18 protein-coding genes and 1 tRNA gene are annotated in these 21,224 nt (G+C 72.7%); 10 read left to right on the top strand and 9 right to left on the bottom strand.

What is annotated here, in order from left to right; translation table 11 throughout:
• The first annotated feature begins 229 nt into the window (after positions 1–229).
• Positions 230–1,093, top strand: a complete 864-nt coding sequence (locus BLW47_RS06350) for a hypothetical protein (protein WP_091552835.1) — start codon at positions 230–232, stop codon at positions 1,091–1,093.
• 168 nt (positions 1,094–1,261) lie between these two features.
• Here BLW47_RS06350 and BLW47_RS06355 read toward each other — a convergent pair whose 3' ends face one another.
• Both BLW47_RS06355 and BLW47_RS06360 read right to left on the bottom strand, forming a co-directional pair.
• Positions 1,262–2,410, bottom strand: a complete 1,149-nt coding sequence (locus BLW47_RS06355; protein WP_175543520.1) for an MFS transporter — start codon at positions 2,408–2,410, stop codon at positions 1,262–1,264.
• 69 nt (positions 2,411–2,479) lie between these two features.
• Positions 2,480–4,342, bottom strand: a complete 1,863-nt coding sequence (locus BLW47_RS06360; protein WP_175543521.1) for a diguanylate cyclase domain-containing protein — start codon at positions 4,340–4,342, stop codon at positions 2,480–2,482.
• Positions 4,343–4,582: 240 nt separating this feature from the next.
• Here BLW47_RS06360 and BLW47_RS06365 point away from each other — a divergent pair, with 240 nt between their 5' ends.
• On the top strand, positions 4,583–5,233 hold the full coding sequence (locus BLW47_RS06365) for a 5-oxoprolinase subunit B family protein (protein ID WP_342708921.1): 651 nt from the start codon (positions 4,583–4,585) through the stop codon (positions 5,231–5,233).
• Positions 5,125–6,111 carry a 5-oxoprolinase subunit C family protein gene (locus tag BLW47_RS06370; RefSeq protein ID WP_091552841.1) on the top strand — a complete coding sequence of 329 codons (987 nt, stop codon included), beginning with the start codon at positions 5,125–5,127 and terminating at the stop codon, positions 6,109–6,111. Before BLW47_RS06365 ends, BLW47_RS06370 begins: the two co-directional genes overlap by 109 nt.
• On the opposite strand, the gene BLW47_RS06375 is transcribed toward BLW47_RS06370, so the two are convergent.
• The gene (locus BLW47_RS06375; protein WP_425435351.1) at positions 6,015–6,617 is read right to left on the bottom strand and encodes an Lrp/AsnC family transcriptional regulator; all 603 of its coding nucleotides are present in this window, start codon (positions 6,615–6,617) and stop codon (positions 6,015–6,017) included. The genes BLW47_RS06370 and BLW47_RS06375 overlap by 97 nt on opposite strands.
• Positions 6,618–6,713: 96 nt before the next feature.
• On the opposite strand from BLW47_RS06375, the gene BLW47_RS06380 reads away from it, so the two are divergent.
• Together BLW47_RS06380 and BLW47_RS06385 are read left to right on the top strand one after the other, a co-directional pair.
• A complete protein-coding gene (locus BLW47_RS06380; protein ID WP_091552846.1) occupies positions 6,714–7,886 on the top strand; it encodes a trans-sulfuration enzyme family protein in 1,173 nt (390 codons plus the stop codon).
• Positions 7,887–8,037: 151 nt separating this feature from the next.
• Entirely contained in the window at positions 8,038–8,394 is a 357-nt protein-coding gene (locus tag BLW47_RS06385) for a rhodanese-like domain-containing protein (protein ID WP_091554543.1), read from the top strand.
• A gap of 25 nt (positions 8,395–8,419) precedes the next feature.
• Here the strand turns inward: BLW47_RS06385 and BLW47_RS06390 are convergent, their stop codons facing one another.
• Both BLW47_RS06390 and BLW47_RS06395 read right to left on the bottom strand, forming a co-directional pair.
• The gene (locus BLW47_RS06390; RefSeq protein ID WP_091552848.1) at positions 8,420–10,006 is read right to left on the bottom strand and encodes a GGDEF domain-containing protein; all 1,587 of its coding nucleotides are present in this window, start codon (positions 10,004–10,006) and stop codon (positions 8,420–8,422) included.
• 132 nt (positions 10,007–10,138) lie between these two features.
• Entirely contained in the window at positions 10,139–11,764 is a 1,626-nt protein-coding gene (locus BLW47_RS06395; protein WP_091552851.1) for a glycoside hydrolase family 43 protein, read from the bottom strand.
• 295 nt (positions 11,765–12,059) lie between these two features.
• Between BLW47_RS06395 and BLW47_RS06400 the strand changes: the two genes are divergently transcribed.
• The 3 genes from BLW47_RS06400 to BLW47_RS06410 are packed head-to-tail and all read left to right on the top strand — an operon-like array spanning position 12,060 to position 15,218.
• Positions 12,060–13,349, top strand: a complete 1,290-nt coding sequence (locus BLW47_RS06400) for an extracellular solute-binding protein (RefSeq protein WP_091554544.1) — start codon at positions 12,060–12,062, stop codon at positions 13,347–13,349.
• Positions 13,333–14,376, top strand: coding sequence for a carbohydrate ABC transporter permease (locus BLW47_RS06405; RefSeq protein ID WP_091552855.1), 1,044 nt, complete (start codon positions 13,333–13,335; stop codon positions 14,374–14,376). The genes BLW47_RS06400 and BLW47_RS06405 overlap by 17 nt, the downstream gene beginning before the upstream one ends.
• Complete coding sequence (locus tag BLW47_RS06410) at positions 14,373–15,218, top strand: carbohydrate ABC transporter permease (RefSeq protein ID WP_091552857.1); 846 nt, start codon at positions 14,373–14,375, stop codon at positions 15,216–15,218. Before BLW47_RS06405 ends, BLW47_RS06410 begins: the two co-directional genes overlap by 4 nt.
• Before the next feature lie 74 nt (positions 15,219–15,292).
• Here BLW47_RS06410 and BLW47_RS06415 read toward each other — a convergent pair whose 3' ends face one another.
• The 3 genes from BLW47_RS06415 to BLW47_RS06425 form a co-directional block, all read right to left on the bottom strand.
• Entirely contained in the window at positions 15,293–16,450 is a 1,158-nt protein-coding gene (locus BLW47_RS06415) for a peptidoglycan recognition protein family protein (RefSeq protein WP_091552859.1), read from the bottom strand.
• Positions 16,451–17,089: 639 nt separating this feature from the next.
• Positions 17,090–17,164: transfer RNA gene (locus BLW47_RS06420), tRNA-Val, on the bottom strand.
• A gap of 50 nt (positions 17,165–17,214) precedes the next feature.
• The gene (locus tag BLW47_RS06425; protein WP_245736550.1) at positions 17,215–17,628 is read right to left on the bottom strand and encodes a TIGR02611 family protein; all 414 of its coding nucleotides are present in this window, start codon (positions 17,626–17,628) and stop codon (positions 17,215–17,217) included.
• 455 nt (positions 17,629–18,083) lie between these two features.
• Here BLW47_RS06425 and BLW47_RS06430 point away from each other — a divergent pair, with 455 nt between their 5' ends.
• Positions 18,084–18,515, top strand: coding sequence for an SsgA family sporulation/cell division regulator (locus BLW47_RS06430; protein ID WP_091552864.1), 432 nt, complete (start codon positions 18,084–18,086; stop codon positions 18,513–18,515).
• 172 nt (positions 18,516–18,687) lie between these two features.
• Here BLW47_RS06430 and BLW47_RS06435 read toward each other — a convergent pair whose 3' ends face one another.
• A complete protein-coding gene (locus tag BLW47_RS06435) occupies positions 18,688–19,464 on the bottom strand; it encodes a glucose 1-dehydrogenase (protein ID WP_091552865.1) in 777 nt (258 codons plus the stop codon).
• A gap of 142 nt (positions 19,465–19,606) precedes the next feature.
• Here BLW47_RS06435 and BLW47_RS06440 point away from each other — a divergent pair, with 142 nt between their 5' ends.
• Complete coding sequence (locus BLW47_RS06440) at positions 19,607–21,190, top strand: CocE/NonD family hydrolase (RefSeq protein WP_091552867.1); 1,584 nt, start codon at positions 19,607–19,609, stop codon at positions 21,188–21,190.
• Positions 21,191–21,224: the final 34 nt, after the last annotated feature.

The following is a 21,224-nucleotide window of genomic DNA, read 5'->3' on the forward strand; positions in this document are numbered from 1 at the left end:
GTGAGTCGTCGCTGGCCCGGTGGCTTCCCCGACTCGTGCCGTCGAAACCCGCGCACCGGGACACATCTGGCGACCACTGCCGCCGCATCGGGACACCGAAGCGGGCGGGTCCGCTCCCCGGCGGTCCGTCCGCGCCCGCCGACAACCGGGTTGCAACCGCGTTCAGTCCAGCCGGCACCGTTCGCTCCGCACGCTGGCGTGGTCCGCGTCGCACCAGCTGAGGAGTCTCATGCGCAACCGCTACCTGCTCGTCCTGACCGTGGCCGGGGGCCTCGCCCTCGCTGGCGCCGTGGCGGCGCCCGCGTCGGCGGCACACACCACGACCAAGGCGGGCGTGTCCGCGAAGTGGCGTCCCGCCCCGCCGCCGAAACGGTCGTTCACCCTGGACGGCACCGTCGGCGCCGTGGACGCGACCGCGTCGACCATCACCGTCAACCACGCCGCCAGCACCACGATCTCCGTCAACAGCGCCGCGGCGGTCGTCATCGATCGTGCGGCCGCCACCCTGTCGGACACGCCGACCGGCGCCCGCGTACGGGTATCCGGCACCGTCACCAACGGCAAGTGGAGCGCCACCAGGATCGACGTCACCACCCGGTGGAGCTTCGGCGTCGACGGCACCGTCGCCGCCGTCGACCCGGACGCGTCGACGATCACCGTCAACCGGGGCAGCAGCACGGTGACGGTTCCCGTGGACGGCGCGGCCGTGGTGACCATCGACCACGCCGCTTCCACGCTCTCCGCCGTGCAGACCGGTGGCCGCGTCCGGGTCTCCGGCACCGTCACCAACGGCATCCAGAACGCCACCAGGATCGACGTCACCACCCGGTGGAGCTTCGGCGTCGACGGCACCGTCGCCGCCGTCGACCCGGACGCGTCGACGATCACCGTCAACTGCGGCGGCCGCAACGTCGTCGTGCCCGTCGACAGCGCCGCCCGGGTCACCCTGAACCGCGCGACCACGACCCTGTCGGCGCTGCCCACCGGCGCCCGGGTCACCGTGCGCGGCACCGTGACCAACGGCGTCCAGAACGCGACCAGGGTCGAGGCGACCACGCCGCCGGCGCCGAAGAAGTCGCGTTACCACCGATAGTCCGTCGCCGGGCGATAGCGCCGACGACCGGGAGCGGTGGACCGCCGCATCAACGCGGGCAGGTCCACCGCTCCCGCGTCTGCGTCGGCGAGCAGCCGCCGGCGCGCCATGGTCGGCGTGGTGCGCGCCTCGTCCCGCCGGGTGGCGCGAAACCGGGCGCTGACGGCGTCAATCCGGAGGCGGCGGCGCGGGATCCCGCAGCAGTGCCACGCACGGAAGGACGGCGAGCACCACCGCGGCGGCGGCCAGGAAACCGGCCCCGTGCTGGCGCTGGTAGATGGGCAGCCAGAGCAGCGGCGCGGCGGCGCTGCCGGTGAAGCGCAACGCCGAGGCGACCGAGACCGCGCCGCCGCGGTTGTCCGGCACCGCGTCCAGCGCCAGTCGCTGCAACGCCACCGTGAGCAGCGAGGCGGCGGCCCCGGTCGCCGTCCACACCACGGCCAGCACGACCGGATGACCGGTCACCCCGACCGCGGCGACCAGCGGCGCCACGGCCACGGCGCCGAGCGCGGCGGCGCGACGCGCCCCGATCCGGCCGGCCACCGACCCCCAGAGCGGCCCGAGCGCGATTCCGGCCAGACCGAACCCGACGATCACGGCCCCCGCCTGGGCCGGACCGGTGCCGAACCGGTCGCGGGCGTAGAGGGCGACCAGGAACGGCAGCCCGTTGCTGCCGGCGAAGGAGGCGAACGACGCGATCGACAGCAGCCCGAGCCGGCCGGAGAGCAGCGCACGCCAGCGCGGGCGCACGGCGGCCCGGGCGCCGCCCGGCGGCGGCACCAGCGCCAGGAGCCCGGAGACGACCGCCACCACGACGAATGCGACGCGCCAGGAGAACTCGCCGAAGAGGCCGCCGACCAGCGGCGCCAGGGACAGCCCGGCGGCCTGCCAGGAGGCGTACGTGCCGACGGCGCGGGACAGCCGCGCGGCCGGCACCAGCTCGGCGAGCCCGGCGATCAGCAGCGGAGTGGTGAACGCGTTGGCGGCCCCCTGCAGGGCACGGCCGGCCAGCAGCAGCCCGAGCGACGGGGCGATGGCGCAGAGCAGCGTCGCGGCGGCGTACCCGAGATAGGCGGCGCGGACGGTGCGGCGCCGGCCCCAGCGCTCGCCGAGGGTGCCGGAGACGAGCTGGACGCCGGCGAAGACGGCGAGGTAGACGGTGAGCGACGCGGCCGCGGCGCTCCGCGTGGTGTGCAGCGACGCGGCCATGTCGGGCAGGAGCGGAGCGACGATGCCGCCGCCGAGCGGCCCCAGCGCTCCCCCGACGTACGCCGCGAGCGCGCCCAGCCCGCGGGCACGGCCCGGCGTGTCCGGCAATCCAGCCTCCCCACTGACGACAAAACCCACCATATCGGGGCGGACAGTGGGGGTCAGCGGGGCCGGTGCTCAGGCGCTGTGGATCACCCCGCCGGGGGTGGCCGCCGACGCGGCGGGGCCGGCGGTCGTCACGGCCGCGCGATCCACCGGAGATGTGGTGGCGTAGCCGAGGCCGCCCGCCTGCTTCGCCTGGTACATCGCGGCGTCCGCGCCGCTGAGCATCGTGTCCGCGGTCGTGCCGGGCTCGTTCACGTTGACCCCGACGCTCGCGCCGATGACCACCGGGTGACCCTGCACGTCGAACGGCTCGCGCAGCGCCGCGACGATGCGGTCCGCCACCCCCATCGCCTCCTCGGCTGTGCCGATCCCCTCCATCAGCACCACGAACTCGTCGCCGCCGACCCGCGCCAACAGGTGCTCGGGGCCCAGGCAGCCGGCGATCCGGGCGCTCACCTGGCGGAGCAGCTCGTCGCCGGCCTCGTGGCCGAGCGTGTCGTTCACCGACTTGAAGCGGTCGAGATCGACGAAAAGTACGGCGACCAGCGCGGAGCGCCGGTGGTCGGGCGTGAGCGCGGCGGCGAGCCGCTCGTTGAGCAGACGCCGGTTGGGCAGCCCGGTGAGCGCGTCGTGCAGCGCCTGGAAACTGAGCTGCTCCTGCAGTTTCCGGCTGTCGCAGATGTCCCGCAGGTTCACCACCAGGCCCTCGATCGCCCGGTTGTGGACCAGGTTCGTCACATGCATGTCCACCCAGTGGTAGTCGCCGTTGGCGTGCAGCGCGCGGCACTGCATCCGCTCCACGGCGCCCCGCTGCGCGATCAGCCGACCGAACACCTCGCGCGCGGCGGCGCGGTCGTCCGGGTGCAGCATGTAGATCGCGAGCTCCCCGATGCGCCCGTTCGGCGAGTAGCCCAGCACGGCCGAGGTGCTGGGGCTGTCGTACACGATCCGCCCCGTGACGTCGAGCACGCTGATGCAGTCGCTGGAGTGCTGCACCAACGCCCGGAACCGCTCCTCGGTGCGCCGCCGTGCCGCGGCGGCGCGCAGGTCGACCAGCACGAGGCTGACGGCGGCCACCAGGATCAGTCCGAGCAGTGCCAGGCCGGTCCGGGTGTTGCGGTCGCGGACGGTGCCGTAGAAATCGGCGATCGAGTCGGTCCAGTAGTAACCCCACCCACCGGGCAGCCCCGGCACGACCAGCGCGACCATCTCCCGACCGTTCGCCTCGTACTCCACGAACGTCGGCCCGGTGCGGCTCCGCGCCAGCGCCTCGCGCACGGCGGGCGCGATCGCCGTGCCGAGCAGCGCGTCGTCGCTCGTCGCCGCGACCAGCCCACGACTGTCGACCACTCCGTGTGCGCTGGACTCACCCGGCGCGGCCTCCATGCTCTCCTGCAGCGTGCTGTCCCGCAGCCGCGCGTAGCCGAGCATCATCCCGCGCACCGCCCCGTCGCCGAGGATCGGCACAGCGACGGCGATCATGGAAGCGCCGCGCACGGTCATGACCCCAGAGAAGATCATCGAACGTCCCGCCGGCCCCCGCAGCATGGGCGCGTAGCCGGGGTCGTCCGGCTCGGGCAGGCCGGGCGCGTTCGACACCGAGTAGAGGATCCGCCCGTTCGGGTCGGTGAAGGCCGCGCCGTGCTGGAAGAAGACGGACCGGGCGACGAACCACTCGAGCAGCCTCCGGTCCACGCTCTCGAGGCTCCGCAGCTCCGGCTGGCGCCCGTCGACGAACTCGGAGAGCTCGCGCGCGGACAGCGACAGGTACTTGCTGGCCAACGTCGCGTTGTTGCGGCCGAGCGTCAGCGTGTCCGCGCGGTGCACCGCCTCGGCCGCCCGCAGCGCCGCCTCGTTCATCTGCCAGCCCACCGCGCCGACGGCGAACAGCAGGCCGGACGTCACCAGCGCGGTGAACCACCTCGGGATCCGCATGATCACCTCGTTCTTGATCTTCGGTGCCCCCATCGGGCGGCCGGCCCGAAAAATGAGCGTTACGGCAGCTCGACGACGCGGTGCGGCGGCCCGGCGCACGCGGGCAGCGCGGACGCCCACCGGACCCAGGCTTCGAAAGCTATCAGTGTGCCCCGCCGGCACCGGTAGATTGTTGAACGATCTGGCGGCCGTGACTAGCCTGTTGACCCGCCGTCAGGGTGTTGGCTGCGAGGAGGCATCGTGGCGACTCCGGCTGACCTGGGCGGGGCCGGCGTGCGGACACGTCCGGTCGGCGAACGGGCGCTGCTGGTCGAGGTGGCGTCGACCGCCGAGGTCGAGGCGCTGCACGCCGAGCTGCTGTGCCGGCGCGCCCGCGGAGCCCTGCCCCGGGTGACGGAGATCGTGCCCGCGGCGACGACCGTGCTCCTCGACGGGCTCGCCGACCCCGCCGCGCTCGCCCGCGAGCTGCCGGGCTGGGCGATCCCACCGGTCGCGCCCGACGACGGGCCGGTGATCGAGATCACGGTGCGCTACGACGGCGCCGATCTGGCCGAGGTCGCGGGGTGCTGGGGGGTGCCGGTCGGCGACGTCGCGACCGTGCACAGCGGCTTCGAGTACCGGGTCGCGTTCTGCGGCTTCGCCCCCGGGTTCGGCTACCTGACCGGGCTCCCGCCGCGGCTGCACGTGCCCCGACGCGCGACGCCCCGCACGACGGTGCCGGCGGGCTCGGTCGCGCTGGCCGGCGGCTTCACCGGCGCCTATCCGCGGGCCTCGCCCGGCGGATGGCAGCTGATCGGGCGGACGGACGCGGTCCTGTGGGACCCGGACCGCGAGCCCGCCGCGCTGCTCGGCCCCGGCGTGCGCGTCCGGTTCGTTCCGGAGACCCGGTGAGCGCCGCCGGAGCCGGAGCCCGCACCGTCGAGGTGGTGCGCGCCGGCGCGCTGACCACCGTGCAGGACCTCGGGCGGCGCGGCCAGGCGCACCTCGGCGTGCCGCGGGCCGGCGCGCTCGACGAGCCGGCCCACCGGCTCGGCAACCGGCTGGTCGGCAACCCGGCCGACGCGGCCACGCTGGAGACCACGCTGACCGGCGTCGCGCTGCGGGCCCGCGCGCCGCTGGTCGCCGCGGTCACCGGGGCGCCCGCGCCGGTCACCGTCGACGGGACGCCGGCCCCCTGGGGGCTGCCGGTGCGGGTGCCGGCCGGCGCCGTGCTCGACGTCGGCGCCGCCACCCACGGGTTGCGGTGCTACGTCGCGGTCGACGGCGGGTTCGCGGTGGCACCGGTGCTGGGCAGCCGCGCCGCCGACCTGCTCTCCGGGCTGGGTCCCCCGCCGCTGACGGCCGGCGCCGTGCTGCCGGTGGGCGCGCCGTCCGCGCCGGCACCGGCGGTCGATCTCGCGCCCCAGCCGGCGCCCCCGACCGAGCTGGTGCTGCGGCTGCGGCTCGGTCCCCGGCACGACTGGTTCACGCCCGCGGCGCTGGCCGGGCTGGGCGCCGCCCGCTACGCGGTCGCCCCGGCGAGCAACCGGATCGCGCTGCGCACCGACGGTCCGCCGCTGGCGCGCGCGATCCACGGGGAACTGCCCAGCGAGGGCATGGTGCTGGGCGCGGTGCAGGTGCCGCCGGACGGCCGCCCGGTGGTCTTCCTGGCCGACCATCCGACCACCGGCGGCTATCCGGTGGTGGGCGTCGTCCCCGGGGCGGACCTCGCCGCGGCCGCCCAGGCCCGCCCCGGCATCCCGGTGCGGTTCCGGCCGCTGCCGCCCTGACCCGCGGCGGGCAGCACCCCGAGGCCGGGCAGCACCTCGAAGACCAGCTGCGTCTCGGTGTGCCGGACGGCAGGGTGCACGTTGATGTGCTCCAGCACGAGGTCGCGCAGCGCCTCGGGCGACTCCACCGCCACGTGCAGCAGATAGTCGTCCTCGCCGGCGACGTGGAACGCGGTGAGCACGCCGGGGATCTCGGTGAGCCGGGCGTGGAAGCTGTGCACGTGGTCGCGGTTGTGGCTGCCGAGCCGTACCTTGATGACCGCCTGCAGGCCCCGGCCCAACGCGCCCAGGTCGACCCGGGCGTGGAAGCCCGCGATGACCCCGGCCTCGCGCAACGCGCGCACGCGGTGGATGCAGGTCGACTCGGCGACCCCGACCCGGGCCGCCAGCGCCGCGTTCGTGATCCGCCCGTCCGCGGCCAACTCGGCGAGGATCGCCAGGTCCGTGCCGTCCAGCGCGGACGCCGGTCGGGGCCGTGGATTACTCGCTCCGGTCACCGCGACCACGGCTCCGACCTCCAGAATCTTCGCTGCTGCGCCGAGTATGGCGAGGATTCTTTCACCTCTATTGCCTTCCCCGGCGGATATTCGCACCATCATCGCATGGCTGACCAGGTTCTTTCGCTCGATTCCCTGGCCGTGCACGCCGGTCGCGAGGACCTCGTCGGCCTCGGGGTGCACGCCCCGCCGCTGGACCTCTCGTCGACCAGCCCGCTGCCCGACATCGGGCTCGGCGGCGCGTCGTACGAGTCGATGGCGACCGGCGGACACCCCGTTCCCGGCGGCGGCACCGTCTACGCCCGACTGTGGAACCCGACGGTGGCGCGCTTCGAGGCGGCACTGGCGCGGCTCGAGGGCACCGAGGAATCCGTCGCGTTCTCCTCCGGGATGGCCGCCCTGACCGCCGCGGTGCTGGCCGCCAAGACGGAGACCGGCGGCCGGCACGTGGTCGCGGTCCGGCCGCTCTACGGCGGCAGCGACCACCTGCTGGGCTCCGGCCTGCTCGACGTCGAGGTGACGTACTGTGCGCCGGCCGGGGTGCCCGCGGCGCTGCGCCCCGACACCTGCCTGGTGGTCGTCGAATCGCCGGGGAACCCCACGCTGGAGCTGGTCGACATCGCGGCCGTGGTCGACGCCGCCGCCGGACGTCCGGTGCTGGTCGACAACACGTTCGCCACCCCGGTCCTGCAGAACCCGGCGGCCCACGGCGCGGCGCTGGTGCTGCACAGCGCCACGAAGTACCTGGGCGGGCACGGCGACGTCGTCGGTGGCGTCGTGGCGTGCGACCCGGCGTGGGCGGCGGCGCTGCGCCGGGTCCGCGCCGTGACCGGGGCGCTCCTGCACCCGCTCGGCGGCTACCTGCTGCACCGCGGTCTGGCCACCCTGCCGCTGCGGATCCGCGCGCAGCAGGGCTCCGCCGAGAAGCTCGCGGGCTGGCTGAGCAGCCAGCCGTCCGTGCGGCGGGTGTTCTTCCCCGGCACGCCGGAGGGGGACCCGACCGGCCTGATCGGGCGGCAGATGCGCGGCCCCGGCGCGATGCTGGCGATCCAGCTCGCCGGCGGCTACGAGCAGGCCGTCCGGGTCACCGGCCGGGTCCGGCTCTTCACCCACGCCGTGTCGCTCGGCGGCGTCGACTCGCTGATCCAGCACCCGGCGGCCCTGACCCACCGCCCGGTCGCGCCCGACGCCCGCCCGGACGCTGACATCCTGCGGCTCTCGATCGGCCTCGAGGACGCCGACGACCTGCGCGCGGACCTGGCCCGGGCGCTGGCCTGACAGCGGTGGCGCCGCACGCGCGTCGGCCCACACGGCGGTCGGCCGACTGACGCCTTCCGGCGTTGCCGAGTCCCGTCTGCGGCAGACTGTCGGGGTGGAAATCGAGCGGGATGCCGGGATTGACGGTGTTTTGGCCAAGGCGCGCGCCGGGATGCGCCGGCTGACCCCGGAGGAGACCGACGCGGCGCGACGTCGCGGGGCGCTGATCGTCGACACCCGCACCGAGACGCAGCGCCGGGAGCAGGGCGAGCTGCCGGGGGCGCTGGTGATCGACCGCACGGTGCTGGAGTGGCGACTGGACCCGCTGTGCGACGCGCGCATCCCGGAGGCCACCGATCACGACCTGGAGATCGTCGTGGTCTGCCGGCAGGGATACAGCTCCAGTCTCGCCGCCCAGAGCCTGCGCGCGGTCGGCCTGTGGCGCGCCACCGACATGATCGGCGGCGTTGAGGCGTGGCAGCGGGCCGGCCTGCCGTTGACCTCCGGGCCGGCGGACGTCCGCCGCTGAGCCGGAACGCCGCGCCAGGCCGGCGTCAGAGCGCGAGCCGGTTGCGGCCGGCGCTCTTCGCGGCGTACAACTGCCGGTCGGCGGCGTCGAAAAGGTCGTGCCCGCTCATCCCCGGGGCGTACGCGGCCGCGCCGACGCTGACCGTCACCCGCAGCCCGGGGGCGAACTCGTCCCAGTCGCGTCCCGCGATGACCTGCCGGATCCGGTCCCCCACCCGCGCCGCGCTCTCCAGGTCGGCGCGGAGGAAGACGGCGAACTCGTCGCCCCCGAAGCGGATCGGCACGTCGTGCGGGCGGCAGTGCGCCCGCAGCACCGCGCCGACCTCGCGCAGCACCCGGTCGCCCATCCCGTGCGAGTAGCGGTCGTTGATGAGCTTGAAGCGATCCAGGTCGACGAGGAGGAGCACGACCCGGTCCGGCCGCTCGGCCTCGATCGCGGCCAGCTGCCGGTCGTAGCTGCGCCGGTTGCCGAGCCCGGTCAGCGCGTCCTGGCCGGCGGCCGTGTCCGCGCGGGCGTGCTCGTCCTCCAGCCGCACCCGCTGCCGCGCCTGGTTGAGCAGTGTCCGGCGCTCCATCCGCAGCCGCCACAGGTGCAGGGCGTGGTCCCGCAGCGCCGCCAGCATCGCCTGCGCGCCGCCGCCGGGAAACTCCATCGCGGCGAGCGCGGCCAGCTCGTACTGGAAGATCAGCTGATCCGAGCCGTTCCCCTCCGCCGCGGACAGCTCCTCGGCGGCGATGAACTCCCGGCGCGCGGCGCGCAGATCACCGTGGGCCCGCAGCGCCGTCCCGTACGCGAGGTGCACCAGCCGGGCCTCGTGCTCCCGGCCGGCGGCGCGCAGCGGGCCGACCGTCGACTCGCAGAGCGCGAGCGCCTCCGTCACCCGGCCGATCTTCGCGAGCCCGAGGGCGAGCAGCGCGGCGGCGAGCGGCGCGTCCTCGTCGGGTCCCCGCTTTCGGTACCAGTCCACCCAGTGCCGGGCCATCGCCGCCGCTGCGGCATACCGGACCCCGGCCTCGTCGACCAGGCCGATCTGTTCGAGCCGGAGCGCCCAGTCGAGGAGCAGCTCGGCGCGCTGCAGCTCCATCGCCGCCCGCTGTCCGGGGTCCGCGTCGAACGACTCGACCGCGGCCCGGGCGTACTCGTCGGCCAGCTCGAACAGCTCCGCGGCGCGGGCGGCCTCGCTCACCGACGCCAGTGCGGAGGCGTAGCGGGGGTTGGTCGGCGGCGTCGTCTCCAGCAGCGCCGTCGCCCGGGCGAGCCGGTGCAGCCCCTCGTCGAGCCGGCCGAGCCGGACCAGCACCTCCGCGATGTCCGCCAGCGTTTTGGCCTCGCTGCACCGCACCGCGATCGCCTGGTGCCGGCGCAGCAGCGCCTCCCCGGTGCGCAGCGCCTCCTCGAACCGGCGAAGCCCGATCAGGGCGTACATCCGCACCTGCGTCAGCATGCTGACCGCCGCGTCGTCGCCGAGCAGCGAGACGATCCGCTCGTACTCGTCGGTCAACCGCAGCGCCTCGGTGTTGCGCCCCTTCACCGTCAGCTCGTGCGCGCGCAACCCGAGGTACGCGAAGGGTCCGAACGGGTGCACCCGGGCTGGCACCTGGGCTTCCCCCATCACGCCTCCCTGTGGTGTCCCGGACCGTCCTCGTCCCCTATCGGCCGGGCCGACGACGGGGATGAGAAAACGGGGTACGCGCAGATTGCGGGGTGGTCACGCGCGTTGCCGGTGGCCGATGTCGTCGGGCGTTCACAGTTCCCGGTACGTCGCGTGGTCGAAGTCCGCGTAGCCGCCGTCCGCGCCGATGTCCTGGACCCACAGCCCGGCGAACGCGCCGGTGAACCCCCACGCCTCCGGCTCGCCGGGGACCACCCGGGCGGCGTGCTCGTCGGAGAGGATCGTCGCGTCCAGCGTCACCGGCAGCTCCCGCCAGCCGTCGCCGAGGTCGTACCCGAAGCGCAGCTCCGGCCCGTCGAACACCACCCGCAGCCCGAGCCGGTCGGCGGAGCTCACGTCGACCTCGGTCCCCGGGTAGCACCGCCGGCGGCCACCATCGCTGGTCAGCACGTCGAGCACGCGCCGCCCGTCGTCGGCGCGGGTGACGTACGCGAAGTGCCAGTTGTCGACGTTGTAGTAGCCGGTGACGCCGGCGACCTGGCGGTGGCTGGCGGGCCGGAACTCCATCACGGTCTCGAACACGCACCGCGCGGCGGCGACCCGGCGGGCCACCAGGCTCGGGCGCTGCCGACCGGCCGGGGACTGGCCGCCGTGGACGCGCAGGTGGGAGGGGCGCTCGTGCAGGTTCACCCAGTCCGGGGTGGCCGGACGGCGCAGGGTGGACCAGACCGGGGCGAGCACGGGTGCGTCGAAGTCGTCGGTCGGCGGCGAGACGGGCCAGGGGTGCGCGGGCAGCTCGGGCGCGGGCACCTCCGCGGCCGGCACCGCCCCGTCGACGCGCGGCCAGCCGTCCGCGCTCCACCGGACCGCCTGGATCGCGGTCTCGCGCCCCAGCACGCACTTGCCCAGCGGGCTGTACGGCCGCGCGACCAGGTGCGCCAGGTACCACCGGTCATCCGGGGTGGACACCAGGCAGCCGTGTCCCGCCTTCTGCAGCGGCAGGTCGGGCCGGCCGACGGAGCTGAGCATCGGCCCGGCCGGATCGGGCTCGTACGGCCCGAACAGCGCGCGGGAGCGCGCCACCGTCACCTGGTGTTCCCAGCTCGTCCCGCCCTCGGCGGTGACGAGGTAGTACCAGCCGTCCCGGCGGTACAGGTGCGGCGCCTCGGTGTAGCCGGCCGCGGTCCCGGTGAAGATGGTGACGGGGTCGCCGACGAGCCGGCCGCGGGCCCGGTCGTAGCGCTGGATCTCGATGCCGCGGAACCGCTCGCGGCCGGGCCGCCAGTCGGCGCTCATCGCGAGCAGCCAGCAACTGCCGTCGTCGTCGTGGAACAGTGCGGCGTCGAAGCCGTGGGCGTGCAGCGGGATCGGATCGGACCACGGGCCGGCGATGTCCGGCGCGGTGATCAGGTAGTTCTGCGGGTCCCAGTAGCCGTTGCTGAAGCTCGCCACGTCGCTGTAGACGAGGTGGAAGAGGCCGTCCGCGTACGACAGGTCGGGCGCCCAGACCCCGCAGGAGTCTCCGGCGCCGCGCAGGTCGAGCAGCCGCTGTTCGGTGAGGATGCCGCCGAGCGGGCGCCAGTGCACGAGGTCGCGGGAGTGGTGCACGGTGACGCCCGGGTACCACTCGAAGGTCGAGGTGGCGAGGTAGTAGTCGTCGCCCACCCGCAGGATTGAGGGGTCTGGATAGAAACCGCGCAGCACGGGGTTGCGGATGATCGCAGCGCCGGTCGCGGCTCGGGCGGTGTCGGTGGACATGCGTCTCCCCTTCGGGTGGCGGCGCCGCGGATCACCGCAGCGGCGAGCCGGGGCGGGGCGGCTTCCGGGCCGCCCGGATAATTTCTCGGTAGCTTTCCGGAAGTCTATTCCGGAATCAACCGCGCAGGTGTCCGGCCTCCCCTCGGAAAGAGGTCACGGGACGGGTCTTGACCGCAGCTTCACACGGTCGTAGCGTGCGCCGCATCACAGTTCGTTTTCCGGAATGTTTCGCGACCACCGCTCCCGGCGCGCCGGCACGCCGACCGCCGCGTTCGAGCTTGGGAAGGGACAGCTGATGACCACGCCTATCTCCCGCAGATCGCTGCTCGGTCTGGCCGGCGCGACCGCCGGCGCCGCGCTTCTCGGAGCCTGCGGCGACGACAAGGGCACCGACAGCGGCGGCAACGCCACCATCGAGTGGTGGCACATCTCCAACACCGATCCGATGCTGGGCATCTGGCAGCAGGCAGCCAACGATTTCATGGCCAAGAACCCGGGCGTGACCATCAAGATCACGCCGCTGGCGAACGAGGCGTTCAAGTCCAAGCTGACCACGGTCACCCAGTCCGGCAACGCGCCCAGCCTGTTCAGCTCGTGGGGTGGGGGCGTGCTCGCGCAGCAGGTGGACGCCGGGCTGCTGAAGGACATCTCCGCCGACATCTCGTCCTGGGTCGGCAACCTCGCGCCCGTCTCCCTGAAGTACTACCAGGTCGACGGCAAGTACTACGGGCTCCCGTTCGACAGCGGCATGGTCGGCTTCTGGTACAACAAGGACCTCTTCGCGAAGGCGAACATCACGAACCCGCCCGCCACCTGGACTGAGTTCCTGGACGCGGTCCGCAACCTGAAGGCCGCCGGGGTCACGCCGATCGCGCTCGGCGGCAAGGACAAGTGGCCCACGCACTTCTACTGGTCGTACCTCGCGCTGCGCATCGGCGGGGCCGAGTCGCTCGAGGCCGCGATGCGGGACAAGAACTTCGAGACGCCGGACCTGCTCACCGCGACCCAGAAGCTGAAGGAACTGTTCGACCTGCAGCCGTTCCAGAAGGGCTTCCTCGCCGCCACGTACGACAAGCCCGACGGCCAGGCGGCGCTGGTCGGCAACGGCAAGGCCGCGATGGAGCTGATGGGACAGTTCGCCCCGTCGAACCAGGCGGCGTTCTCGCAGTCCAAGTCGGGCCTGGGCGACAAGTTGGGCTTCTTCCCGTTCCCCAGCGTCGAGGGCGGCAAGGGGAAGGTCTCGGACATCTTCGGCGGCGGCAACGGCTTCGCCGTCGGCAAGGACGCGCCGCCGAAGACGGTCGAGTTCCTCAAGTACCTGCTGGACGTGGAGGTCCAGCGCAAGGGCGCCGCGAGTGGTGCCATCCTGCCGGTGACCAAGGGCGCGGAGGACGCGATCAAGGACCCCAACCAGCAGGTCGTGGCGAAGACCGTCAACGAATCGACCGCGTTCCAGCTCTACCTGGACCAGGCCTGGGAGCCGAAGGTCGGCCAGCAGGTCAACGACAGCGTCACCGAGCTGCTCGCCGGGAAGGCGACCCCGGACCGGGTGCTGAAGTCGATCAACAATGCCGCGAAGCGCTGACAGCGCGTTCGGGGCGGCGCGCGGGCCGGCCGGAGGCGTCCGGCCCGCGCCCTCCCCGGCGACCGCCGGCTCCCCCGCCGCCGTCGCCGTCGTGCCGCCGGCCGACGGCGGCCGGCGCTGGCTGAGCAGCCGGGGCTGGGGAACGATTCTCATCTTCCTGACCCCGGCGCTCCTCCTGTTCGGCCTCCTGGTCATCGCCCCGATCGCGCTGGCCGCCTACACCAGCCTGCTGGACTGGAACGGCTTCCGCGGCACCGAGGAATTCATCGGGCTGGAGAACTTCCGCCGGTTGCTGGAGGACGAGGTCTTCGTCGGCGACCTGCGGCGCGGTCTGATCCTGATCGTGCTGTCGGTGACCGTCCAGTTGCCGCTGGCGCTCGGTCTCGCGCTGCTGCTCAACCAGCCGATCCGGGGCCGCGCCGTGTACCGGGTGATGTTCTTCGCCCCGTACGTGCTCGCCGAGGTGATCACGGCGGTCCTCTTCCAGATGGTGCTCTCGCCCAACGCCGGCCTGGCCAACCAGGTGCTGAGCGGCATCGGGCTGGGCGGGCTCGCCGAGGAGTGGCTCTCGAACACCTCGACCGTGCTCTACGCCGTGTTCGTCGTGATCACGTGGAAGTACTTCGGCTTCTACATGATCCTCTTCCTCGCCGCCCGGCAGAGCATCCCGGCGGAGATCATCGAGGCGGCGGCGGTGGACGGCGCGACCGGATGGAACACGTTCCGACACGTCACCCTGCCGCTGCTCGGGCCGACCATCCGGATCGCGGTCTTCCTCTCCATCATCGGCACCATCCAGCTCTTCGACGCGGTCTGGGTGCTCACCGAGGGCGGCCCGGTCAACGCGTCGGAGACGATGGCGATCACCATGTACCGGTACGGCTTCGAGAGCTTCGAGGTCGGCTACGCCAGCGCGATCAGCATCGCGATGTTCCTGATCAGTCTCGTGTTCGCGCTGCTGTACCAGCGGTTCGTGCTGCGCCGCGACATGGAGGGAGCGGTCACCGTGATCGGAGGCAAGCGATGAGCCGCACCGCGACGCAGCGCCGGCGCACCCCGGTCGTCGCCCTGCTGCACCTGGTGTCGATCGCGATCGGCGCGTTCATCGTCGTCCCGATCGTGTACGGGGTGCTGGGCGGGTTCAAGGACAACGCCCAACTCGCCCGGAGCCCGTTCGGGTTGCCCGACCCGTGGATCCCGAGCAACTACACCGAGATCTTCGCGACGTCGACGTTCTGGCGGCAGACCGGCAACAGCCTGCTCATCGCGGTCGGCACGACCGTACTCGTGGTGGGCGCGTCGGCGATGGCGGCGTTCGTCTTCGCCCGCTTCGCGTTCCGCGGCCGGGAGTTCCTCTTCACGCTCTTCGCGATGGGGCTGATGTTCCCGTTCGCGGTCGCGATCCTGCCGCTGTTCGTCCTGCTGCGCGAGATGGGCCTGCTGGACAACCCGCTCGGCGTGATCCTGCCGCAGGCCGCCTTCGGCCTGCCGACCACGATCATCATCCTGCGGGGATTCTTCCGGGAGATTCCGAACGAGGTGGAGGAGGCGGCCACCCTCGACGGCTGCAGCCCGTTCGCGTTCTTCTGGCGGATCCTGCTGCCGATGGCACGCCCGGCGCTGGCCACGGTCTCGGTGCTGGCGATCGTGGCGAGCTGGAACAACTTCATGCTGCCGCTGGTGGTCTTCAACGACCAGACATGGTGGACGCTGCCGTTGGGCGTGCAGCAGTTCCAGGGCCAGTACGCCAGCGACACCGCGCGGATCCTCGCGTACGTGGTGGTGGCGATGGTCCCGGCGCTGGCGTTCTACGCCGTGGCCGAGCGCCAGCTGATCGGCGGGTTGACCGCGGGGGCGACCAAGGGCTGAGCCCGGCGGCGCGGGCTCACCGCGCCGGCTCGCCGCGCCCCTCCTCTCCGGCGCGGCGAGCCGGCGACGGCGGGTCAGCGACGCCGGAACGCCTCCCGCACCACTCCCCCGGTCACCGCGCACCAGGTGCTCATGTCGAGCTCGCCGTGCGGGGGCAGTCCGTGCAGGCGCTGCAGATCCTGGACGGCCTTCTTCGTCGGGTGGTCGTACGCCCCGGTGACGGCCACCTCGGCGTAGCCCTTGAGGTTGAGGATGTACTGCGCCGCGCTGACCGGCAGGCCGGTGGCGTCCTTGTCGAGCTCGGGCGCCAGCGACTCCCACGTCGGACCGGTCAGGGTGGCGTCGACGTCCACCGGCAGGCCGTTGCGGGCCTGCCAGTCCTGCACGGCGGCGACGGTGGCGCTGCCGAAGACGCCGTCGATCGGCATCGGGTAGCCCCGGAAGTTGAGCAGGTACTGCGCGACCCGCACCACGGGGCCGCCGACGAACCGCCAGATGTCCGGCCAGCGCCGCTCGGGGATGTCGGCGGGGTCGGCGCCGAGTCCGGCCGCGACCCGGCGGCGCAGCGCGGGGAACTCGCGGTAGAACATGACGCCCGGGCACTGGGTCGCCCGGAAGTCCCAGTGGCCGAAGATGTCGTGGGCGTGCAGCCCGTACTGCCGGCAGATCTCCACGCAGAGCCGGGTCAGCGAGTCGAGCAGCGCCGCGGGCGGGGTCTGGGTGATGTACGTGCCCTCGCTCTCGATGCCGATGGCGCGACCGTTCTCGCCCGGGCAGTGCGCGGCGATCATCTGGCGCTCGCCGGCCCGCAGCGTCGCCAGGCTGCCGCGCCGTCCTTCCAGGACGTACCCGCCGCGGCTCACCGTGAAGTGCTGCCCGGTGTCCGACCAGCGGTTGCCGTCCATGTGCAGGTCCTGGCAGTCGCGCGCGAGTTTCACGGCCTGCTCGCGGGAGTAGTCCGTGGTGTTCGGGAAGGCCATGTGGTGCACGATGATCTTGTTGGTCATCGTGTTGCTCACCTGCAGCGCCCCCGACGGCGGGCGCGCGCCCCAGCCGTCGCAGTCGATGATCCAGTCCAGGTCGGCGACGGGCGCGGCCCGGAGGCCGGCGGCCGGCGCGGCGTGCGCGGCCCCGGCGGCGCCGAGCTGGCTCCCGACGACGGCGACGGCGGCCGCCCCGAGACCGGCCTTGAACAGCGTACGACGGTCGAGCTCATGGTGATCGAAGGACATCGCGTCTCCCTCCGCGCCGGCCGGGATGAAAATGACCTTCGGCCGACTTCATGACTCCGGAGGATATTGCCAACGATGGGCCGAACGCCAGATGCCCGGACCCCCCGGAACGGAGGAATCGGCGCCGGACCGGGCCCTGGTGGCGGGTCGGGCCGAGCGCCGATCCGCGCCGGATGGCCGGGTTCCGCGCCCACTCGACGTCCGGGCAATTCGCCGCACATCCACCATTTTCAGATCAATCGCGACTCGCTGCCGCGGGTGAGCGCCCGCCGGGGTTGACGGCACAAGGCGGCAATTAGCACAGAAGGCACAAGTGCCTCCAGGCCCCCTTTAATGGTCCAGCTCAACCGGCGAAACTGACCGCACCGATATCGCAACTCAACTGCACCTCGCGCACCAGGGCAACCAAACGGGCTAAGCCGGATTGTCGCCCTATAGGTAAGTCCGTTTATGCCGATATAGAGGGATGCGCGCCAACTGGGTGCCCCAGTCCCGCGTCGGGGGCGTCGGCGCGACGCGCACGCGCGCCCGGCCGCCCCCTTCCGCGAGCCGGGCCACCCACCGCCGACACCGCCGACACGGGTCACGCATGCAAAGAGCCCGTTGCCTGACGGCAACGGGCTCACAGCTGAATATCCATGGTGGGCGATACTGGGATCGAACCAGTGACCTCTTCGGTGTGAACGAAGCGCTCTCCCGCTGAGCTAATCGCCCTCAGCGCCGACGACTGTACCTGATCCGGCAACCACCGCGCACCTTCGGGGTCAGTGAGTCGCGAGATACCGCAGGATCTCGGCGACGACGTCGATCCCGAGCCCCATCTTGAGGGAGAGCCAGAGCACCGCTGCGACGAAGACCAGACCGGCCGCACCGAGCAGAAACCGCAGCGACAGGGGCTGCCGGCCGACCCAGCGGGTCCAGGACTGCACCCGGCTGCGCGTGAAGTGCAGCAGCCGGCGGGCCCAGTGGAACTCGATCGCCCAGATCGCCAGGCCGCCGATGACGATCAGCCAGCCGGGGCCGGGCAGGGGGATGAGTGCGAGGCCGATCAGGACCACGACGGTGCCGGTGACCGCGACGATCGTCTTCAGCGCGATGCGGCCGGTGGGGTTGGCCCGGATGATCTCCAGTGACAGCCGGATCCGGCCGCGGAACCCGGACGACCGGGCTGGGCTCATCACGGGGGTGACGGTGGACACGGTCTCGGACGGCACCCGCCGCTCGCTGCCCCCGTCGCCCGTTTCCACCACGTTCCCCCGGCCTCGCTTCACTGGCGGTTCCTCCGTGCGGGTGATCCGGCCATTTCCCGCAGATGCGGTGCGGATCAGTCCGGTTGAGGATTTTTCCGTGCTCATTTTCACCCGCCAGTGTCCCTTCTCCCCGTCACTTGACCGGCCGAGTGGACGTTACCGGAGTAAGTCGACGTCTGAAGCACACCCGACGCCGGGCGGAACTGGGCACCTCAACGGAACCGGACATGCTACATGAACGGTGACATTTTTTGGGATTCCCAAATTCCGTCTTCCCACTACTGGGTGAGATCAGCCGATCGCGCTGCGTAATCACAATGAGCGGCCGACTATGGGAAAGCGGGACAAGCGCGTCCCGCAGCGGTGCCGGGGGGAGAACGTCCATGAGTGTCATCCGACCAACGACGGTGGAGGTCGAGACGTCACTGCGGCTCGTCGCACCTGACGCCACGGCTCTGCCCGTGCGCGCCAGCCTGCGTTACGACCCAGCTGACCCGTACGCCGTCCATGTCCTGTTTCACGCCGAGTCCGCCGGCGGCGAGGCGGTGAGTTGGTCCTTCGCGCGGGAACTGCTGGTCACCGGCCTGGACGAGCCGGCCGGGATCGGTGACGTCCGGGTGTGGCCGTGGGCCACGCCGCGCGGGGACTTCGTCGCGCTCGCTCTGTCGTCGCCGGACGGCAACGCGTTGTTCGAAGTGCCGCGCAGCGTCCTGGTCCGGTTCCTGCGTCGCACCTACGTCGTGGTGCCCCGCGGCCGGGAGTCGGAGCACCTGGACGTGGACACCGCGGTGAACCGGTTGCTCGCCGGTCGCTGATCACCTGCTGGCGCCGCGCGGAGACTGCCGACTCCGCCCGGCGCCGCACCCATCTCCGAATACGCACGCCGCGGCCGCCCTACCGCCGCAAGATCCGCGCGATCAGGGAGGCGCTACGCCGACGCGCCGACGCCACGCCGGAGCCACTCCCTGATCACGCGGATCATGCTGGTTAGCCGCGGGTGGTTATGCCGCCGTCTACCGGGATCACCGCGCCGGTCAGGTAGGCGGCGGCGCGGGAGGAGAGGTAGATGGCGGTGCCGGCCATGTCGTCGGGGCGACCGATTCGGCCGAGCGGGACCTGACCCTCGATGCTGGCCCGGGTCGTCGGGTCGTCCAGGGCGAAGGCCATCATCTTGCTCTCGAACGGGCCGGGCGCGATCGCGTTGACGGTGATGTGCTCCGACGCCAGCTGGTGCGCGAGGCTGCGGGTGAGCATGTGCACGGCCGCCTTCGTCGCCGAGTAGGCGTACACCTCCATCCACGGCACCCGCAGGCCGTCGATCGAGCCGATGTTGATCACCCGCGCCGGGTCGTCGGCGCTCGCCGCCGCCCGCAGGCCGGGAAGCAGCGCGGTGGTCAGCCGGAACACCGCCTTCACGTTGACCGCCCACAGCTTGTCGAACGCCGCCTCCGGGTAGGACTCCAGCGGCGCGCCCCAGGTCGCCCCCGCGTTGTTCACCAGGACGTCGAGCCGGGGCGTACGCGCCAGCACCGAGGCCGCGAGCCGCTCGGCGCCGTCGGTGCTGGACAGGTCAGCCGGGATCGCGACGCAGCTGCCGACCGTCGACAGCTCGGCCGCGACCGCCTCGCACACCTCCGCCTTCCGCGACGAGATGATCACGTTCGCCCCGGCCTCCGCGAAGCCCCGGGCGATCATCAGCCCGATCCCGCGCGAGCCGCCGGTGACCAGCACCGTCTTGCCCTCCACCGAGAACAACCCAGGCATCGACGCCTCCTTGTGATTGCGGTCTTGTGACGACGTTCACATATCCGCTACTGTTCAGTAACTTAGTCGCGGTGGCGCCACCGGGACGACCTCACCGGATCCGACCACCCCCCGGGTCCGACCGTCCCCCTGTGGAGTTCCCATGGCGCTGCGCAGAAAGCTGCTCGTCTCCGCGCTGCTCACCCTGGCCATGACGGCCGGCGCGACCCCGTCCGCGGACGCGGCCACCGCCGCCGCGGCCCCCACCACCGCCTGGCGCTTCCTCGACCTGACCACCCACGACGGCGTGCGACTGAAGGCCAATCTCATCACGCCCACCACCCCCGGGCCGCACCCCGCGCTGGTGTTCGTCTCCAGCTGGGGTCTGAACGACGCGCAGTACCTCGTCCAGGCGAAGCGGTTCGCGCAGGCCGGCTACGTGGTGCTCTCCTACACCACCCGCGGGTTCTGGTCCTCCGGCGGCCACGTCGAAACCGCCGGCCCCGCCGACATCGCCGACGTCTCGGCCGCCATCGACTGGCTCGACGCCAACACCGACGCCGACCCCACCCGAATCGGCGTCGGCGGGGTGTCGTACGGCGCGGGCATCAGCCTCATCGCCGCCGCCCGCGACCGACGGATCCGCGCCGTGGCCGCGATGTCCGCCTGGAGCGACCTCGTCGAGTCGCTCTACGGCGGACAGACCCGCCGCCCCCAGGCGGTGTGGCTGCTGCGCACCGCCGCGCAGCTGCTCGGCCGGCCGAGCGAGGAGTTCAACCGACTGGCGGAGGACTACTTCGCCAATCGGAACGTCCCCGGGCTGATCACCTGGGCCGAGCTGCGCTCGGCCCGCACCTACCTGGCCGGGCTGCGCGCCAACGCGCCCGCCGTCCTCATCGCGCACACCTACGGCGACAGCATCTTCCCACCGAACCAGATGGTCGACCTCTTCACCGCGCTCACCGGGCCGAAACGGCTCGAAATGACCGCCGGCGACCACGCCATCCCCGAACTGACCGGCCTCGCCGGCCTCCCCAACCACGTCTGGACCAGCACCCGCCGCTGGTTCGACGAGCACCTGGCCGGCGTCGACACCGGCATCGCCCGGGAGCCGGTGGTGCTGCGGGTCCGCAACAGCGCCGCGGTCGAGCCGTACCGGGACTGGGCCGATGTCACCGGCGCGACCCAGCGGTACCACCTCGGCGGCACGCCCGGCTGGAACCCGACCGGAGCCCTGACCAACACCCCGTCCGGGGGCTGGACCGAGTCGTTCCGCGCCACCGGGGACACGGTGGCCGACGGCGGCGTCGTGATGCTGTCGAACGGGTTGGAGGCGCTGACCGGCATCCCACCGCTGGCCTGGCTGCCGGCGGTCGACCGGCGGCGCGGCGCCGTCTGGAGCACCGGAGCGCTCCCCCGCGGCGCCGCCGTGCGGGGCGTGCCGAGGCTGCGCCTGGCGGTCACCCCCGCCGCGCCGACCGGGACGCTGGTGAGCTACCTGTACGACGTGGACGCGCTCGGCACCGGCCGGCTCGTCACGCACGCCCCGATCAGCTGGACCGAGGCCCGCCCCGGCACGCCGCTCACGCTCGACGTGGCGCTGCCGGCGACCGCCTGGGACGTGCCCGCCGGCCACCGGCTCGCGCTGGTCGTGGACACGGAGGACCCGCTCTATCTCGACGTCAACCCGCACGGCGCCACGATCTCGGTCGGCGCCGGGAGCTGGATTGACGTTCCCCTGCGGTGACGCCGCCGAGCCGGCGCGGAAGGGCCCCCACGGC

It is taken from the genome of Micromonospora pattaloongensis (assembly GCF_900107255.1).
In the GTDB taxonomy this organism is placed as follows: domain Bacteria; phylum Actinomycetota; class Actinomycetes; order Mycobacteriales; family Micromonosporaceae; genus Micromonospora_I; species Micromonospora_I pattaloongensis.

Coding starts and splice junctions, on each gene's coding strand:
- BLW47_RS06385 (WP_091554543.1), top strand. CDS start 8,038: ATGCGCCGGCTGACCCCGGAGGAGACCGACGCGGCGCGACGTCGCGGG.
- BLW47_RS06395 (WP_091552851.1), bottom strand. CDS start 11,764: ATGTCCACCGACACCGCCCGAGCCGCGACCGGCGCTGCGATCATCCGC.
- BLW47_RS06430 (WP_091552864.1), top strand. CDS start 18,084: ATGAGTGTCATCCGACCAACGACGGTGGAGGTCGAGACGTCACTGCGG.
- BLW47_RS06390 (WP_091552848.1), bottom strand. CDS start 10,006: ATGGGGGAAGCCCAGGTGCCAGCCCGGGTGCACCCGTTCGGACCCTTC.
- BLW47_RS06425 (WP_245736550.1), bottom strand. CDS start 17,628: ATGAGCCCAGCCCGGTCGTCCGGGTTCCGCGGCCGGATCCGGCTGTCA.
- BLW47_RS06410 (WP_091552857.1), top strand. CDS start 14,373: ATGAGCCGCACCGCGACGCAGCGCCGGCGCACCCCGGTCGTCGCCCTG.
- BLW47_RS06415 (WP_091552859.1), bottom strand. CDS start 16,450: ATGTCCTTCGATCACCATGAGCTCGACCGTCGTACGCTGTTCAAGGCC.
- BLW47_RS06380 (WP_091552846.1), top strand. CDS start 6,714: ATGGCTGACCAGGTTCTTTCGCTCGATTCCCTGGCCGTGCACGCCGGT.
- BLW47_RS06370 (WP_091552841.1), top strand. CDS start 5,125: ATGGCAGCTGATCGGGCGGACGGACGCGGTCCTGTGGGACCCGGACCG.
- BLW47_RS06405 (WP_091552855.1), top strand. CDS start 13,333: ATGCCGCGAAGCGCTGACAGCGCGTTCGGGGCGGCGCGCGGGCCGGCC.
- BLW47_RS06440 (WP_091552867.1), top strand. CDS start 19,607: ATGGCGCTGCGCAGAAAGCTGCTCGTCTCCGCGCTGCTCACCCTGGCC.
- BLW47_RS06400 (WP_091554544.1), top strand. CDS start 12,060: ATGACCACGCCTATCTCCCGCAGATCGCTGCTCGGTCTGGCCGGCGCG.
- BLW47_RS06360 (WP_175543521.1), bottom strand. CDS start 4,342: ATGCGGATCCCGAGGTGGTTCACCGCGCTGGTGACGTCCGGCCTGCTG.
- BLW47_RS06350 (WP_091552835.1), top strand. CDS start 230: ATGCGCAACCGCTACCTGCTCGTCCTGACCGTGGCCGGGGGCCTCGCC.
- BLW47_RS06435 (WP_091552865.1), bottom strand. CDS start 19,464: ATGCCTGGGTTGTTCTCGGTGGAGGGCAAGACGGTGCTGGTCACCGGC.